The 14716-nt window shown below is 67.6% G+C and carries 14 protein-coding genes; 9 read left to right on the forward strand and 5 right to left on the reverse strand.

Features of this window, described 5'->3' with window-relative positions; genetic code table 11:
• Positions 1-2: 2 nt before the first annotated feature.
• The gene (locus J2X09_RS06165; RefSeq protein WP_204732640.1) at positions 3-932 is read right to left on the reverse strand and encodes a LysR family transcriptional regulator; all 930 of its coding nucleotides are present in this window, start codon (positions 930-932) and stop codon (positions 3-5) included.
• 104 nt (positions 933-1036) lie between these two features.
• On the opposite strand from J2X09_RS06165, the gene J2X09_RS06170 reads away from it, so the two are divergent.
• The 5 genes from J2X09_RS06170 to J2X09_RS06190 all read left to right on the forward strand — a co-directional run bounded on the left by J2X09_RS06170 (position 1037) and on the right by J2X09_RS06190 (position 6350).
• Positions 1037-2263, forward strand: a complete 1227-nt coding sequence (locus J2X09_RS06170) for an FAD-dependent monooxygenase (protein WP_204732639.1) — start codon at positions 1037-1039, stop codon at positions 2261-2263.
• A gap of 182 nt (positions 2264-2445) precedes the next feature.
• Positions 2446-3495, forward strand: coding sequence for a TRAP transporter substrate-binding protein (locus J2X09_RS06175; RefSeq protein WP_204732638.1), 1050 nt, complete (start codon positions 2446-2448; stop codon positions 3493-3495).
• Positions 3496-3531: 36 nt separating this feature from the next.
• Complete coding sequence (locus tag J2X09_RS06180) at positions 3532-4623, forward strand: Rieske 2Fe-2S domain-containing protein (RefSeq protein WP_204732637.1); 1092 nt, start codon at positions 3532-3534, stop codon at positions 4621-4623.
• Positions 4624-4654: 31 nt separating this feature from the next.
• Positions 4655-5605 carry a PDR/VanB family oxidoreductase gene (locus J2X09_RS06185; RefSeq protein WP_204732636.1) on the forward strand — a complete coding sequence of 317 codons (951 nt, stop codon included), beginning with the start codon at positions 4655-4657 and terminating at the stop codon, positions 5603-5605.
• A 10-nt stretch (positions 5606-5615) separates the two neighbouring features.
• On the forward strand, positions 5616-6350 hold the full coding sequence (locus J2X09_RS06190) for a dienelactone hydrolase family protein (RefSeq protein ID WP_204732635.1): 735 nt from the start codon (positions 5616-5618) through the stop codon (positions 6348-6350).
• Positions 6351-6372: 22 nt separating this feature from the next.
• On the opposite strand, the gene J2X09_RS06195 is transcribed toward J2X09_RS06190, so the two are convergent.
• Both J2X09_RS06195 and J2X09_RS06200 read right to left on the reverse strand, forming a co-directional pair.
• Complete coding sequence (locus tag J2X09_RS06195; RefSeq protein WP_204732634.1) at positions 6373-6906, reverse strand: MarR family winged helix-turn-helix transcriptional regulator; 534 nt, start codon at positions 6904-6906, stop codon at positions 6373-6375.
• Positions 6907-6984: 78 nt separating this feature from the next.
• Positions 6985-8112, reverse strand: coding sequence for an epoxide hydrolase family protein (locus tag J2X09_RS06200; RefSeq protein ID WP_204732633.1), 1128 nt, complete (start codon positions 8110-8112; stop codon positions 6985-6987).
• A 169-nt stretch (positions 8113-8281) separates the two neighbouring features.
• Between J2X09_RS06200 and gloA the strand changes: the two genes are divergently transcribed.
• The 4 genes from gloA (at position 8282) to J2X09_RS06220 (ending at position 11045) form a co-directional block, all read left to right on the forward strand.
• Positions 8282-8704, forward strand: a complete 423-nt coding sequence (gene gloA, locus J2X09_RS06205; protein ID WP_204732632.1) for a lactoylglutathione lyase — start codon at positions 8282-8284, stop codon at positions 8702-8704.
• An 11-nt stretch (positions 8705-8715) separates the two neighbouring features.
• Positions 8716-9333, forward strand: coding sequence for a glutathione S-transferase N-terminal domain-containing protein (locus J2X09_RS06210; protein ID WP_204732631.1), 618 nt, complete (start codon positions 8716-8718; stop codon positions 9331-9333).
• A 75-nt stretch (positions 9334-9408) separates the two neighbouring features.
• Complete coding sequence (locus J2X09_RS06215; RefSeq protein ID WP_204732630.1) at positions 9409-10350, forward strand: aldo/keto reductase; 942 nt, start codon at positions 9409-9411, stop codon at positions 10348-10350.
• Between the two features lie 8 nt (positions 10351-10358).
• The gene (locus J2X09_RS06220) at positions 10359-11045 is read left to right on the forward strand and encodes a DUF6064 family protein (protein WP_204732629.1); all 687 of its coding nucleotides are present in this window, start codon (positions 10359-10361) and stop codon (positions 11043-11045) included.
• Positions 11046-11242: 197 nt separating this feature from the next.
• Here the strand turns inward: J2X09_RS06220 and J2X09_RS06225 are convergent, their stop codons facing one another.
• Both J2X09_RS06225 and J2X09_RS06230 read right to left on the reverse strand, forming a co-directional pair.
• Complete coding sequence (locus J2X09_RS06225) at positions 11243-13759, reverse strand: branched-chain amino acid ABC transporter ATP-binding protein/permease (protein WP_204732628.1); 2517 nt, start codon at positions 13757-13759, stop codon at positions 11243-11245.
• Entirely contained in the window at positions 13756-14631 is an 876-nt protein-coding gene (locus J2X09_RS06230; protein ID WP_204732627.1) for a branched-chain amino acid ABC transporter permease, read from the reverse strand. The genes J2X09_RS06225 and J2X09_RS06230 overlap by 4 nt, the downstream gene beginning before the upstream one ends.
• Positions 14632-14716 lie beyond the last annotated feature (85 nt).

Genomic DNA, 14716 nt, shown 5'->3' on the forward strand with positions numbered 1-14716 from the left:
CCTCAGGTTTCCAGTTGGGGGTATTCGCGAAGCTGGGCGGCAAAGGCCGAGAGAAAGGCGCGGGCCGCGTCGGTGGTCTCGGCGCCCTTGCGTGTGATGGCAAAGAAATCGAGCGGCACCTCGGGTCCGGTCATCACCGACACGTTCACCGCGTAGCGGCTGCAGGCACCCTGCACGAAGGCCGGCATCACCGCCGCGCCGTAACCGGCCTCGACCATCGCCACCACGCTGTGCAGGTTGTTGAAGGTGATGCGGTCCTCGTTGGCGCGGCCGATCTCGCGCAGCCGCTGGTCGATCACCTGCTGGATCGGATTGCCCACGGGCAGGCCGATGAGCGGCACATCGGCCAGGTCGGCCCAGCTCACGTGGCTGTGCTGCAGCCGACGCGGCTTGCCGCTGCCGGCAGGCCACTCGCGCGGGCTCACGCACACCAGGGGCAGCGAGAGCAGGCGCTGCCGCCGGATGCCCGAGGCCGCCTTGAACAGGATGCCGAGCGCCATGTCGACCTGGCCGGAGAGCACCAGCGCTTCGATGTGGCTGCGCTCCACATCGCGCACCACCACGGTGGTGTGGGGGTGGCTGCTCTGCAGCGTGCGCAGCACCACCGGCATCACGCTGGAACAGACCAGCGGCGTGGCCGCCACGGTGAGGGTGTGCGCCACATCGACCGAGAGCTTGTCGATGCGCCCGGAGACATCGGCCCATTCGCGCAGCATGCGCTCGGCCGCGGGCAGCAGCTGGCGGCCACCGTCGGTGAGCGTCACGGATCGCGTGGTGCGGTCGAACAGGCGCACACCCAGCTGCGATTCCATTTCGCGCAACAGCAGGCTCAGACCAGCCTGCGAGAGGTGGATCTGCTCGGCCGCGCGCGTGATGCTCTGCAGGCGCGCCACCGCGAGAAAGGCCTGCAGCTGACGGGTGCTGACATTCATAAGCAGGTGAAATCAATCCATTTCATAAACAAACTTCACACATGGTTCGCATGGTGCTGCAATTCAGTTGACGTTGCAACCTTATCAGGAAAGACCCGACACCCATGTACCGAAAGACCCGCATCGCCGTCTCCGGCGCCGGCATTGGTGGACTCACCGCGGCGCTCGCCCTGCTGCAGCGCGGCTTCCAGGTGGACATCTTCGAACAGGCGAGCGCCTTCGGCGAAGTGGGCGCGGGCATTCAGCTCAGCGCCAATGGAACGCGCTGCCTGTTCGCGCTCGGGCTTCAGCAGGACATGCTGCGCTGCGCCAGCCAGCCCGCCGCGAAGGAAATCCGCCATTGGCACAGCGGCGACACCTGGCGCCTGTTCGACCTGGGCGCCGAGTCGGTGGAGCGCTACGGGTCGCCCTACCTCATGATGCACCGTGCCGACCTGCACGGCGTGCTGGTGCGGGCCATCCAGGCCCTGCGGCCGCAGGCGCTGCACCTGAACGCGCGACTGATCGCGGTGGCACAGGACGAAGAAGGGGTGGAGCTGCGCTTCGAGGATGGCACCGTGCACCGCGCCGGCGCGCTGATCGGTGCGGACGGGGTGCATTCCCGGGTGCGGCAGGTGCTGCACGGGGACGACGACCCCTGCTACACCGGTTGCATGGCCTGGCGCGGCGTGATACCCGCCGCCGACCTGCCCGAGCATCTGCGGCGTCCGGTCGGCACCAACTGGGTGGGACCCGGAGCGCACGTCATCACCTACCCGCTGCGCAATGGCGAGTTGATGAACTTTGTCGGTATCGTCGAGCGCGCGGCCTGGCAGAAGGAGTCCTGGACGGAACAGGGCTCGGTGGACGAGTGCCGGGCCGACTTTCCCGGCTGGCACGCCGACGTACTGGCCATGGTGGAACGGCTGGGCAAGCCCTTCAAATGGGCCCTGATGGGACGCAACCCACTGCCTCGGTGGGGCCTGGGACGCGTGACCTTGCTCGGCGATGCCTGCCATCCCACGCTGCCTTTCCTCGCACAGGGCGCCATGATGGCCATCGAGGACGGCGTGGTGCTCGCGCGTTGTCTGGATGGTTGCCCGGATGATCCGGCCACCGCATTGCTGCGCTACGAGAGGTTGCGCCATGCGCGCACCTCCGCCATCGTGCGGAAGTCGGCCGAGAACGCGAAGCGCTTCCACAACCCGGCGCTGGCATCGCCCGAGGGCGCGCACGCCTACATCGACACCGAGTGGGCCGCCGACAAGGTGCGGGCGCGCTACGACTGGCTTTTCGAATACGACGCGCTGTCGGTCGACGCGGGGGCGCAGGCCGCCGCCGAAATGGCATGACAAATAGCACCTGGCGATTCAACCGTCAAGCGGGGTTCCGCCAAGTTGCAACATCAACTCAATACTGGCATCGTCCGTTTTGAGTTGCTATTGCAACCAAAACCACCGACATTCACCGCCATGAAGTGAATGCGGTGCGACCGGTTCAGATGACACCGTTCCACCCACAACAGGAGACAGACATGATTCAACGCCGCACCCTGCTCAAGACGGGCACAGCTCTCGCCCTGGGCGCCCCTGCCCTGCTGTCGCATGCACAGCAGGTGGTCACCCTCAAGTTCCACACCTTCATGGCGCCCACCTCCAACGTCTGGACGCTGATGCTCAAGCCCTGGATGGAGAAGGTGGAGAAAGAGTCGGGCGGCCGCATCAAGTTCGAAGGCTATGCGGCCATGCAGATGGGCGGCACCCCACCCCAGCTGTACGACCAGGCCCGCGATGGCGTGGCCGACATCATCTGGACACTGCCCGGTTACTCGGCTGGCCGTTTCCCGCGCGGCGAAGTGTTCGAGATGCCATTCATGATGACCGAGGCCCGCGCCACTTCGCGCGCCTACTGGGAGTTCATCCAGACCGAGGCACCGGACGAATTCAAGGACACCAAGGTGCTGGCACTGCACGTGCACGGCCGTGGCGTGTTCCACAGCGTCGACAAACAGATCAAGTCGCCCGCCGATCTCAAGGGCATGAAGGTGCGCGGACCCACCCGCCCGGTGACCAGCATGCTGGCCTCGCTCGGCGCCACGCCGGTGCCGCTGCCTCTGCCAGCCACGCCGGACGCGCTGTCCAAAGGCGTGATCAACGGGCTGGCCATGCCCTGGGACGTGGTCCCCTCGGTGAAGGTGCATGAGCTGACCAAGTTCCACAGCGAGTTCCCCGCGAACAGTCCGGCGCTGTACACCGGCACCTTCGTGATGGCCATGAACCGCGCGAAGTACGACAGCCTGCCACCCGATCTCAAGCGCGTCATCGACGCCAACTCGGGCATCGAGACCTCGGCCCACTTTGGCGGCGTCACGCAGGACAGCGATGCGATCGGCGTGAAGGCGGCCCGCGATCGTGGCAACACCATCATCACCATCGGTGAGGCGGAGACGCGGGAATTCATCAGGCTGTCCTCGCATGTCGAGGAGGCCTGGGTGGCCGACATGAACAAACGCGGCTACGACGGCCAGAAGATGCTGACCTCGGCCAAGGCCCTCATCGCCAAACATTCCAAGCGCGGCGCCTGACGCCTCCCGCATTTCCACGAAAGACAGGAGAAAACCATGTTCGTCCTCAACACCTGGTACATCGCCGCCTGGGCGGAAGATGTGACCGACAAGCCCTTTCCGCGCCGCATCTGCAACGAGGCCATCGTTTTCTTCCGTGACAAGCAGACCGGCAAGATCGCCGCGCTCGCCGACATGTGCTGCCACCGGGGTGCGCCGCTGTCGCTGGGCACGGTGGTCGAGGAAGGCATCGAATGCGGCTACCACGGAGTGGTGCACGACTGCTCGGGCAAGTGCGTGCACATTCCGGGGCAGGACCGCATCCCCGAGAAGGCGAAGGTGCGGGCCTACCCGGTGGTCGAGAAGAACGAGTTCATCTGGATCTGGATGGGCGATCCCGCACTGGCCGATGAGAGCCTGATCGTCGACTACCCCTACAACGACGACCACAAGAACTGGCCACACAAGCACGGCTTCTATCACATCAAGTCTGGCTACATGCTGATGGTGGACAACCTGATGGACCTGACCCACCTGGGCTACGTGCACAAGACCACCATCGGCGGCAACCCGATGACGCACGTGAAGGCCGAGATGGACGTGACGCGCGACGAGAAGAGCCTCAAGTACGTTCGCTGGATGATCAACTCCGTGCCGCCGCCCACGTACACCAAGGCGGTCGATTTCGGGGGCAGCAACGTCGATCGCTGGCAGGAGTTCGCCTTCTCCGCGCCGAGCAACATCCTGCAGTGGAGTGGCGCGGTGAAGACCGGCACCGGCGCGCGCGAGCACGGCAACCGCGATGGCGGCTTCTCGCTGCGCATCTTCCACGGCCTCACGCCCGAGACGGAAAACACCTGCTTCTACTTCTTCACGCCCGCCAACGGCTACAAGCAGGACGACCCGCAGGCCACCGAACTTCTGTTCGACCACATCGCCGAGGCGTTCATGGAAGACAAGATCTTCTGCGAAGGCCAGCAGGCCCGCATCGACGAGCGGGGCGAGTCGCACCTGGTGGACATCGTGTCCGACGCCACGCGCGTCCAGCTGCGCCGCATCATCAAGCGCATGTTCGACGAGGAGCAGAAGCAGCCGGTGCCCGTCAGCGCGTCCACGCGACACGAGATTCCGATCACGGTGGCCAAATGAACCAGCGGGCCTGCGGGCCCGTTTTTCTTCCATGACCCTTCTCGACCTGCAGATCACCCGGAAGCGCCTGGTGGCCCAGGGCATCGTGAGCCTGGAATTGCGCGACCCCCAGCGCCGCCCACTGCCCGCCTTCACGGCCGGTGCGCACATCGACGTGCACATCGGACCCCAGCTCACCCGGCAGTACTCGTTGTGCAACGCACCCGGCGACACCGACCGCTACCTGCTGGGCGTGCTGCTCGAGCCCCACTCCCGTGGCGGCTCGGCCGCGATGCACCAGCGCTTTGCCGAGGGTGACACGATCACCGTGGGTGCGCCGCGCAACAACTTTCCGCTCGCACCCGCGCGGCGTTCGCTGCTGTTCGCCGGCGGTATCGGCATCACGCCCATGCTCAGCATGGCGGAAGCGCTGTGGCACACACACGATGACTTCGAGCTCATCTACTGCGCACGCTCCGCCGCACACGCGGCCTTCCTCGACCGCCTGGCCACCGCGCCCTACGCACCGCTCACCCGCGTGCACCTGGACGACGGCCCGGCTGCGCAACGCCTGCAGATGGACCGGCTTGCGCAGGAAGACCCGGCCACCACACACCTCTATGTGTGCGGCCCCAAGGGCTTCATCGATTACGTGTGCCAAGCGGCGCGCGCGCAAGGCTGGCCGGAACCCCACATCCACGTCGAGCACTTCACACCCGTGGCGCCCGCGGGTGGCGATGCGCTGACCGTGCGCATCGCGTCCACCGGGCAGTCCATCGAGATCCCGCCGGACCAGTCCATCACCACGGCGCTGGAGCGCCACGGCGTGAGCATTCCGGTGTCGTGCGAGCAAGGCATCTGCGGCACCTGTGTGACGCGCGTGATCTCGGGCGAGATCGAACACCGCGACGGCGGCTACTTCACCGAGGCCGAACGTGCCCGCGGCGACCAGATGACCCCCTGCTGTTCGCGCGGGCGCGGCACGCTGGTGCTGGACCTCTGAGGACCGAACGATGAAAGAGAACTGGTTCGACATCGCCACGCCCGACGGCACGATGAACACCTTCGCCGCTTGCCCCGACGAGGGTGGCCCCTTTCCGGCCGTGCTGTTCTACATGGATGCCTTCGGCCTGCGCGAGGAGATCTACGCCATGGTGCGCCGCCTGGCCTCCGCGGGCTACTTCGTGGTGGCACCCAACCTCTACTACCGCCGCACGCCCGAATTCTCGACCGACCAGACACCCGCGGGCATGGCACGCCTGTTCGAGATGATGAGCCACCTGACGAACACGGGCGTCACGGCGGACACCGGAGCGCTGCTCGCCTGGCTGCCTTCGCAGGCCGAGGTGCGGCACGCGCGCGTGGGCGCGGTGGGCTACTGCATGAGCGGGCCCTTCGTGATCGCCGCCGCGGCGGCCTTTCCCGATCAGGTTGCGTGCGTGGCCTCGATCCACGGAGCCCATCTCGTCACCGACCGGCCCGATTCGCCTCACCTGCTCGCGCGCAGGCTGCGCAGCGAGGTGTACCTGGGCTGCGCGACGAACGACAAGTGGGCCGAGCCCCGCGTCATCGCGCAACTGGAGGCCGCCTTGCAGCAGAGCGGCACGGCCCATCGGGTGGAGTGGTATGGCGGCGCGCAACACGGTTTCGTGTTTCCACAACGCACCGGGGTCTACGACCGGCCCGCCGCCGAGCGGCACTGGAGTCGCCTGCATGCGCTCTTCGACCGGCACCTGCTCCGCGCCTAGCAGGGCCGGAGGCCGGCGCGTGTCAGGCCTTCTTCTTGCGACCAGCCGACGGCTTGCTGTCCGCCGGTGGCTCGTACTCGTTCACGTGGGGAATGTTGGCGGTGGTGCGCACCAGCAGATCGAGCAGCGTGTCGACCTCGTCGGCCGAAAGGCCTTTGAGCAGGCGGCGTTCGCGCTCCAGCGCGGTGCGGATGATCTCGTCGTGGATGGCGTAGCCCAGGGGCGTGAGCTCCAGCGTGCGCCGGCGCGTGCTTTCCGGATCCTCGTCCACCGTGAGGTAGCCCTTGGCCTCCAGCTTGCGCATCTCACGACTGACCGCGCCCTTGTCCAGGCCGATGATCTGGCAGATGCGCACCGGCGAGATGCGAGGCTCCACCGCCAGCATGGCCATCACACGCCATTCGATAATGCCGATGTCGTAGCGCTTGAGGTACAGCCGCGAGGCGCCGCTGGAAAGCTTGTTGGCCAGCACCGTGAAATAGAAGGTGACGTAACCCGAGAGGTTGAGCACCTTGCGGCCTTGCCGCACCGCCGTGTTGCCGCGACGAGTCGCCATCGTGAATCCACTTTCAGGGAGATTGAACCAGGGCCGTACTGTACCTTCCCCCGCAGCACGGCCCGCCGCACGCGCGGGCTAGAGGCCTTGCGCGAAAGCGGTCAGATCGGCGTTCAGCAGGTCGGGGGCCTCGTAACCCGGGAAGTGCCCGCCGTGCGCGTACCCGGTCCAGCGCTCGACACGGTAGACGCGTTCCACCAGCGAACGCGGTGGCGCGGGGAATGCCGGATCGCGCATCGCGGCGATGGCCACCGGCACGTTCACGCGCCCCCCGTTCGGGAAACCGGGCGCCCCCTCCACGGCGAGGCCCCGATAGATCAGGGTCGACGAGGCCGCCGTGCCACTCACCAGTTGCAGCAAAGTGTTGAGCACCAGGCGATCCTTCCACGCACGCGTGGCGATCTTCTCGCTCGCGCTGCCCTGCTCCGGATCGGACCAGGCCATGAACTTCTCGGCCTGCCACGACAGCAGGCCGACCGGGCTGTCCCCCAGCAGGAAGGCCAGCGTGTGCGGCCGCGAAGTCTGCTGGCGGAAGTACGCACCATCGTCCTCGAAGCGCTCGCGAAAGCCGGCCAGCCATTGCTGCTCTTCCGGCCCCTGCACTGCACCGGCCACGAATCGCGGGCTGATCATGCTCATGTGGATGCCGGCGACCTGCTCGGGGAAATCGTTGCCGAGCCAGCTGGCGAGGATCGATCCCCAGTCGGACCCGTGCGCGACATAGCGCTTGTACCCCAGCACCTGCGTCATGAGCGCGTGCACCGCATGGGCCATGGCGCGCGGTCCCATCAATGTGGCCGATTTGTCGGAGAAGCCGGTATTGGGCAGCGACACCACCACCACATCGCGATCCGCGGCCAGCGCCTGCGCCACGTCAAGGTACTCCAGGTAGCTGCTGGGCCAGCCGTGCATCAGCATCACCGGCAGGCCCTGTGTGCCGGTCCTGCGATGGTGCACGTAATGCAGCCCGATGCCACCGGCCTGTGCGCGGAACTGGGGCTGGTCGTTCAGCCGCTGCAGCTGGGCTGCGGTGTCAAAACCATTCAGCCAGTGATCGACCAGCGCGCGCAAACCGGCCTCGTCCGTCCCCATCTTCCAGGGCTCGCCCTGGGGCAGCTGTGGCCACTCGTAGTCCTTGAGGCGCTGGGCGATCCGGCCCAGCGTGGCCTGGGGCACCTCGATCCGGAATGTCTGCGGTTGCGTCATGGAGTCTCCTCTTTCGTGTGCAAGAAAGACTCCATTGTTGATACAGCAACCATGAATGGCAAGTCAGTCGAAATACTGTTGACATTGCAACTCAACGTCATTAGGCTTTGAGTTGATACTGCAACTCAAAGACATCAACCACCCTACCACAAACCTGCTGGAGACGATCATGACCACGACAACCCCCACTCCTCATCGCGTGATGCACACCATGGTGCGTGTGCGCGACATGGAAAAATCGCTGGCGTTCTACACCGACCTGCTCGGCATGAAGCTGCTGCGCCGCAAGGACTACCCCGAAGGTCGCTTTTCGCTGGCCTTCGTGGGCTACGGCCCCGAGATCGATCACGCCGTGATCGAGCTCACTCACAACTGGGACCAGCCCACCGACTACGAGATCGGCAACGGCTACGGCCACATCGCCATCGCGGTGGAGAACATCTACGCCGTCTGTGACGAACTCAAGGCCAAGGGCGCGAAGATCATCCGCGATGCCGGCCCGATGAAGAACGACACGCTGCACCTGGCCTTCCTGCAGGACCCGGACGGCTACAAGATCGAACTGATCGATTCCAAGACCGTCGCCGCCTGAGGAACGCCGGAATGATCGACTTCTACACCTACCCGGGCCCCAACAGCCGCAAGGCGCAGATCATGCTGGAGGAGGCGGGCGCAGAGTACACCGTGCGCAACGTGGACATCACCAGGGGCGAACAGTTCGCGCCCGGGTTCCTGAAGATCTCGCCCAACAACAAGATCCCCGCCATCGTCGACCACACACCCGCCGGGCCGGTGGCTGTGTTCGAGACGGCAGCGATCCTGCTCTACCTGGCCGAGTCGTCGGGCCGCCTGCTGCCCACCGAGCCCACCGCCCGCGCCAACACCATGGCCTGGCTGATCTGGGGCACCAGTAGCCTGGGCGGTGCGCTGCCGCAGTTGCACCATTTCGTGGACTCGCCCGAGAAGCTGCCGTCGGCCATCGAACGCTTCACCAGCGATTGCGTGCGCATGTTCAAGGTGCAGGAAAAGCGCCTGTCCGAGGTCGAATTCCTCGCCGGCGACTACTCCGTGGCCGACATCCCGTCGTTCTGCTCCACGGCCGGCTGGCTCCAGCGCGTGAAAGACCTGTCGAACGGTGCACTGGGCGACACGCCCTCCACGGAACGCTGGCTCAAGGCCGTGGGCAAGCGCGCAGCGGTCCGCAAGGTGATGGCGGGCTGAAGCTCCGCGAGGCCCGGGTCGGAACTTCGGGGCGCGTTCGCGCGTCCCACCGCTTTGTCCCAACGCGAGGGCGGCATGAAGAATCCGGCGATACCAGGGCCCCGAACGAACCGCCGCCAGTGGCTGGGCGGTGCACTTGGTGCGCCGCTGGCGCTGGCATGGCCCGCCTGGGCCGCCACGCCCGCCGGCAACCCGATCACACGCCGCATCCCATCCAGCGGCGAGGCCGTGCCGGTGGTGGGCCTGGGCACCTGGATCACATTCAACGTCGGCAATGACCCCAAGGCGCGCGACGCCTGTGCCGAGGTCGTCCGCGCCTTTTTCGATGCCGGCGGGCGGCTGATCGACAGCTCGCCCATGTACGGCTCGTCGCAGCCCACCATCGGCCATGCTCTGGCCAGGCTGGGGCATCCGGCATCGCTGTTCTCGGCGGAGAAAGTCTGGGTTGGCGACGCCGGGCGCGGTGACACGCAGATGGAGGCCTCGCGCGCCTTCTGGGGCGTGCCCCGCTTCGACCTGATGCAGGTGCACAACCTGCTCGGCTGGGAAGGCCACCTGCCGCGCCTCTTCGAGATGAAGGCCCGGGGCCGGCTGCGCTACGTGGGCATCAGCACATCGGAAGGGCGGCGCCACGCCGAACTCGAACGCATCATGCGCACCCAGCCGATCGACTTCGTGCAGCTCAGCCACAACCTGCTGGACCGCGAGGCCGAGCAACGCCTGTTGCCGCTGGCGCAGGAGCGCGGCATCGCCGTGCTGGCGAACCGCCCCTTCCGCGAGGGGGCCCTGCTCGACCAGTTGCGCCGCCATCCGCTGCCTGGCTGGGCGGCGGAGATCGGCTGTGACAGCTGGGCGCAGGTGGCCCTGAAGTTCGTGGTGTCGCACCCGGCGGTTACCTGTGCGATTCCCGCCACCAGCCAGGTCGCCCACCTGCGGCAGAACATGGGCGCGGCGCGTGGCCCCCTGCCCGACGCAGCCCTGCGCACCCGCATGGCACGCGACGTGGCCGCACTGTAGGTCACGCCATGAGCGAGTGGTGGACCTACCGGCCTTCCGACTTCCTGATGTTCGCGCCGCGCACGTACTGGCGGCTGTTCGAACTGCAGAACGAAGCGTTGTGGCCGCTCCAGCCGTTTCTGCTGCTGGCGGCGCTGGCGCTGCTGGCCGGCGTGTGGTGCCGGCACCTGCCCAGCCTGCGCACGGGTGCGCTTGGTTTCGCGCTGGCCTGGGCCTGGGTGGCGTGGGACTTTCTCGCGCAACGCTACGCCCCCATCAACTGGGCGGCCACCCACATCGCCTGGGGTTTTGCGCTGATGGCCATCGCCCTGTTCATGCTGGCACTGCGGCGTCCGGAAGCCACCCGCTCGCCCGTGCGGCACCGCACCGGCCTCGGTCTCATGCTGTGGGCCGTGCTCGTGCATCCGCTATTGCCCACCGCAGCGGGCCGGCCGTGGATGCAGGCAGAGGTGATCGGCCTGGCGCCCGATCCAACCGCCATCGCAACGCTCGGCTTGCTGCTGTGCATCGATGCCAGACCGCGCCTGCTTGCTGGGGCGCTGCGCGCCAGTGCGATGGCCTGGCTGCTGGCAAGTGCCGCCACGCTGGCCACCATGGGAGCGGCGCAGGCGGTGGCGCCGCTGGCCGCCGTGTTCATCGCCGGGCTGGCGCTGTGCGTCAGCGCGCGTGCGGCCCGGACGACATATCCTGCGTGAGCAGCCGCAGCAGGTCTTGCGCAAGCGGCGCCATCGAAAGGCCCTGCCGCGAAAGCACACCGATCCGGCGTTGCCAGCAGAAGTCCGGCACGTCGGGGCCTTCATGCGTTCATTGCCGAGCAGGTTCAACGCATGGCTGGTGCACGGTGTCAGCAGACCGCACGCGGCGATCAGACCCCCATCGAATGGCCGGCGCGTCAGTGCCCGCCGAGGTAGGCCTTGGCCAGGGCCTCATCGGCGGCCATCTCGGCCGAGCTGCCCTGGGCAACGATGCGCCCACTCTCCATCACGTAGGCACGGTCGGCCAGTGCGAGGGCGAGGCCGGCCATCTGGTCCACCAGCAGCAGCGTCATGCCTTCGGCGCGCAGGCGATCCAGCGAGGCGAACAGTTCCGCGATCACCCTGGGTGCGAGGCCCAGCGAGGGTTCGTCCAGCAACAGGGTGCGCGGCTTCGACATCAGCGCGCGCGCAATCGCCAGCATCTGCTGCTCGCCGCCCGACAACAGCCCGGCGCGCTGGTGCAGGCGTTCGCGCAGGCGGGGAAAGCGCTGCAGCATCTCTTCCACACGGGACTCGCGATCCGCGGGCTGCAGGAAGGCACCCAGGCGGATGTTGTCCAGCACGCTGAGTTCCGGAAACACCTGACGCCCCTCGGGCACCAGCACCATGCCGCGCGCGACGATGGCCTCGGGGCCTTGCTGGGTGAGGTCTTCGCCATCGAGGTGGATGCCACCGCCCGCCAACGGCCGGTGCAGGCCGCTGAGCGAACGCATCAGCGTGGACTTGCCCGCGCCGTTCGCACCCAGCAGCGCCACCGCCTCACCGCGCCGCACCTGCAGCGAGATGCCATGCAGCACGGGCTCGGCACCGTATCCGGCCACCAGTTCGCCCACGCCCAGCATCTCCGCACCGGGTACGGCACGCGCCGCACCCGACGCCGATGCTTCGAGCGACTCGCCGAGGTACGCCTGCTGCACCGCCGGGTTGGCCTGCACCTCGGCCGGGCTGCCCGCGGCCAGCCACTGGCCGGCATCCAGGACCACCACGTGGTCCGAGATGCCCATCACCAGCGCCATGTCGTGTTCCACCAGCAGCACGCCCAGTCCCGCGTCGGCGATGCGGCGCAGCAGCAGGGCCAGTGAAGCCTTGTCCTCGCGCGAGAGGCCGGCGGCCGGTTCGTCGAGCAGCAGCACTTCAGGGTCGAGCGCCAGCGCGCGCGCGATCTCCACCAAGCGGCGATCCACGTGCGGCAGGTCGGCCGCGCGCGCCTCGGGAACACCCGTGTAACCGCACCAGGCCAGCAGGGCGCGCGCATGCGCACGCGCCTGCGCCGAATGCAGGCGCGCACCGCCCAGCAGCGGTCCGAGCCGGCCCCGGTTGAGCGCGAGCGCCACGTTGTCCTCCACGCTCAGGCTGCCGAAGAGCTGCGAGGTCTGGTAGCTGCGCGCGATGCCCCGCCGCGCGAGGCGCAGCGCCGCACGGCCCGTGAGCACCTGGCCGCCCAGCGAAAAGCCGCCCGCCGTGGGCTTGTAGTAGCCGCTGAGCACGTTGAGCGCGGTGGACTTGCCCGCGCCATTGGGGCCGATGAGGCTGGTGACGGCACCGCTGCGCGCCTGCAGGCTGAGGTCGCCCACAGCGCGCACACCGCCAAACTGCATGGTCAGCCCCTCGGCCGTGAGCGCCTGCCGCTCGCGCACCGGCAGCGAGAAGCCTTCCACCAGCGCAGCGGCCGGCCGGGAAGGCGCTGGCGCGCCGCGCACGCGCTGCAGCAGCCGCCGCGACAGGCCGGCCACGCCGTCCGGTGCGGCCCACAGCACCAGCAGCAGCAGGCCACCGAAGAAGAGCAGGCGGTACTCCTCCAGGCTGGACAGCAACTCGGGCAGCAGGCCGACGATGAGCGCACCCACCAGTGGCCCGGCCACGGAACCGGCGCCGCCCAGCATGACGACGAGCACGAACAGGATGGACTGGATGAAGCCGAAGGTGTGTGGCGTGACGAAGCCCGAGAGCGGCGCGAACAGGCCGCCGGCCAGCCCGGCGCAGGCCGCCGACAGGGCGAACGCGACCACCTTGATCGCCAGCGGATTCAATCCGATCGACTCGGCCGCCGTCTCGCTGTCGCGCACCGCGCGCAACGCCGCACCCCAGGTGCCGCGCGAGAGCCAGGCGTAGCCGGCCAGCACCACCAGTGCGCTGAGCAGCGCAAGCAGCGCCACCGCCGGTTCGCCCGACACGTCGCCCAGCGTGGGCGAGCCGATGCCCATGATGCCGTTCTGCCCACCCGTGAGGTCGCGCATCTCGACAATGGCGTGCTCGACGATGAAGCCGAAGGCGATGGTGATCATCGCAAGGTAGGGACCTTTCACGCGCAGCGCCGGCAGGGCCAGCAGCGCGCCCATCGCACCGGCCAGCGCAGCGGCGATCGGCCACGCCAGCCAGAAGCTGAAGCCGGCCTTGCTCGTGAGGATTGCCACGGTGTAGGCGCCGATGGCATAGAAGCCCACGTGGCCGAACGACACCTGACCACTCAGGCCCATGAGCAGGTTCAGGCCGATGCCCACCACCGCGAGCAGTGCCACGTTGGCCAGCACGAAGGCGTAATACGGGTTGACGGTGAGCGCGAGCACCGCACCCGTGCCGAACAGCAGGCCGATGGCGGCGAGCTGGCCCGGTGTGCCCAGACCCAGCCAGAGACGGGGAGTTGCGTGGTTCATACCTTTTTCACCTCCGCACGGCCGAACAGCCCATTGGGCCGCGCCGCCAGCGCGACGATGACCAGGCCGAAGGTGATGATCTGTGTGTAGCCCGAGCCCAGCGTGCTCGTCACCAGCGCCTCGATCACGCCGAACAGCAGGCCGGCGATCATCACGCCCCAGGCGCTGGTGATGCCGCCCAGAATCGCGACCGCGAAGGCCTTCAGGCCGAACAGCGTGCCCATGTCGGACTGCACGTTGAACAGCGGCGCGATCAGCACACCGGCGATGCCCGCGAACAGCGCGGAGAGCGCGAAGGCCAGCGCGATCGCGCGGCGGATCGGGATGCCCATGAGGCGCGCGGCGGCCGGGTTCTGCACCACCGCCAGCATGCCGGTGCCCCAGCGCGTGCGGCGTGAGAGCAGGTGCAGCACACCGGCCAGGCCGAGCCCGACCACCGGGATCAGCAGTTGCAGCGGATACAGGCCGAGGCCGAGCTCACCGAGGTTCAGCGGCGTCTGCGCCAGCGGCGAAGGCAGGCTGCGCGGCTCCTTGCCGAAGGTGAACAGCACGAGGTTGTCGAGCACGATGCCCAGCGCCACCGTGGCCATGAGCCAGGCGTCCGAACCCCGGCGCGCGAAAGGCCGCACCGCCACGAACTCGACCACCAGGCCATACAGCGCGCACAGCGCCAGCGCGAGACAGATGGACAGCCACAGCGGCCAGCCCAGCGTCTGCGCGAACGCGAAGGTCAGCACCGCACCCAGCATCATGGAACTGCCCTGGGCGAAATTGACCGTGCCCGAGACGGCATAAGTCACGTAGAAGCCCAGGGCCATGAGCCCGTACATGCTCCCCAGGCCAAACCCGCTGATCAAAGCAGACAACAACATTCAGGAATCCTCGAGATCGCGCGCGCGCGCAAAGGTCTCAACCAGGGACACCCAGGGTCCGGCTCCGCCGGCCCGAGGTGTCGCC

The sequence above is a fragment of the Hydrogenophaga laconesensis genome (assembly GCF_031457235.1).
Taxonomy (GTDB): Bacteria; Pseudomonadota; Gammaproteobacteria; order Burkholderiales; family Burkholderiaceae_C; genus Hydrogenophaga; species Hydrogenophaga laconesensis.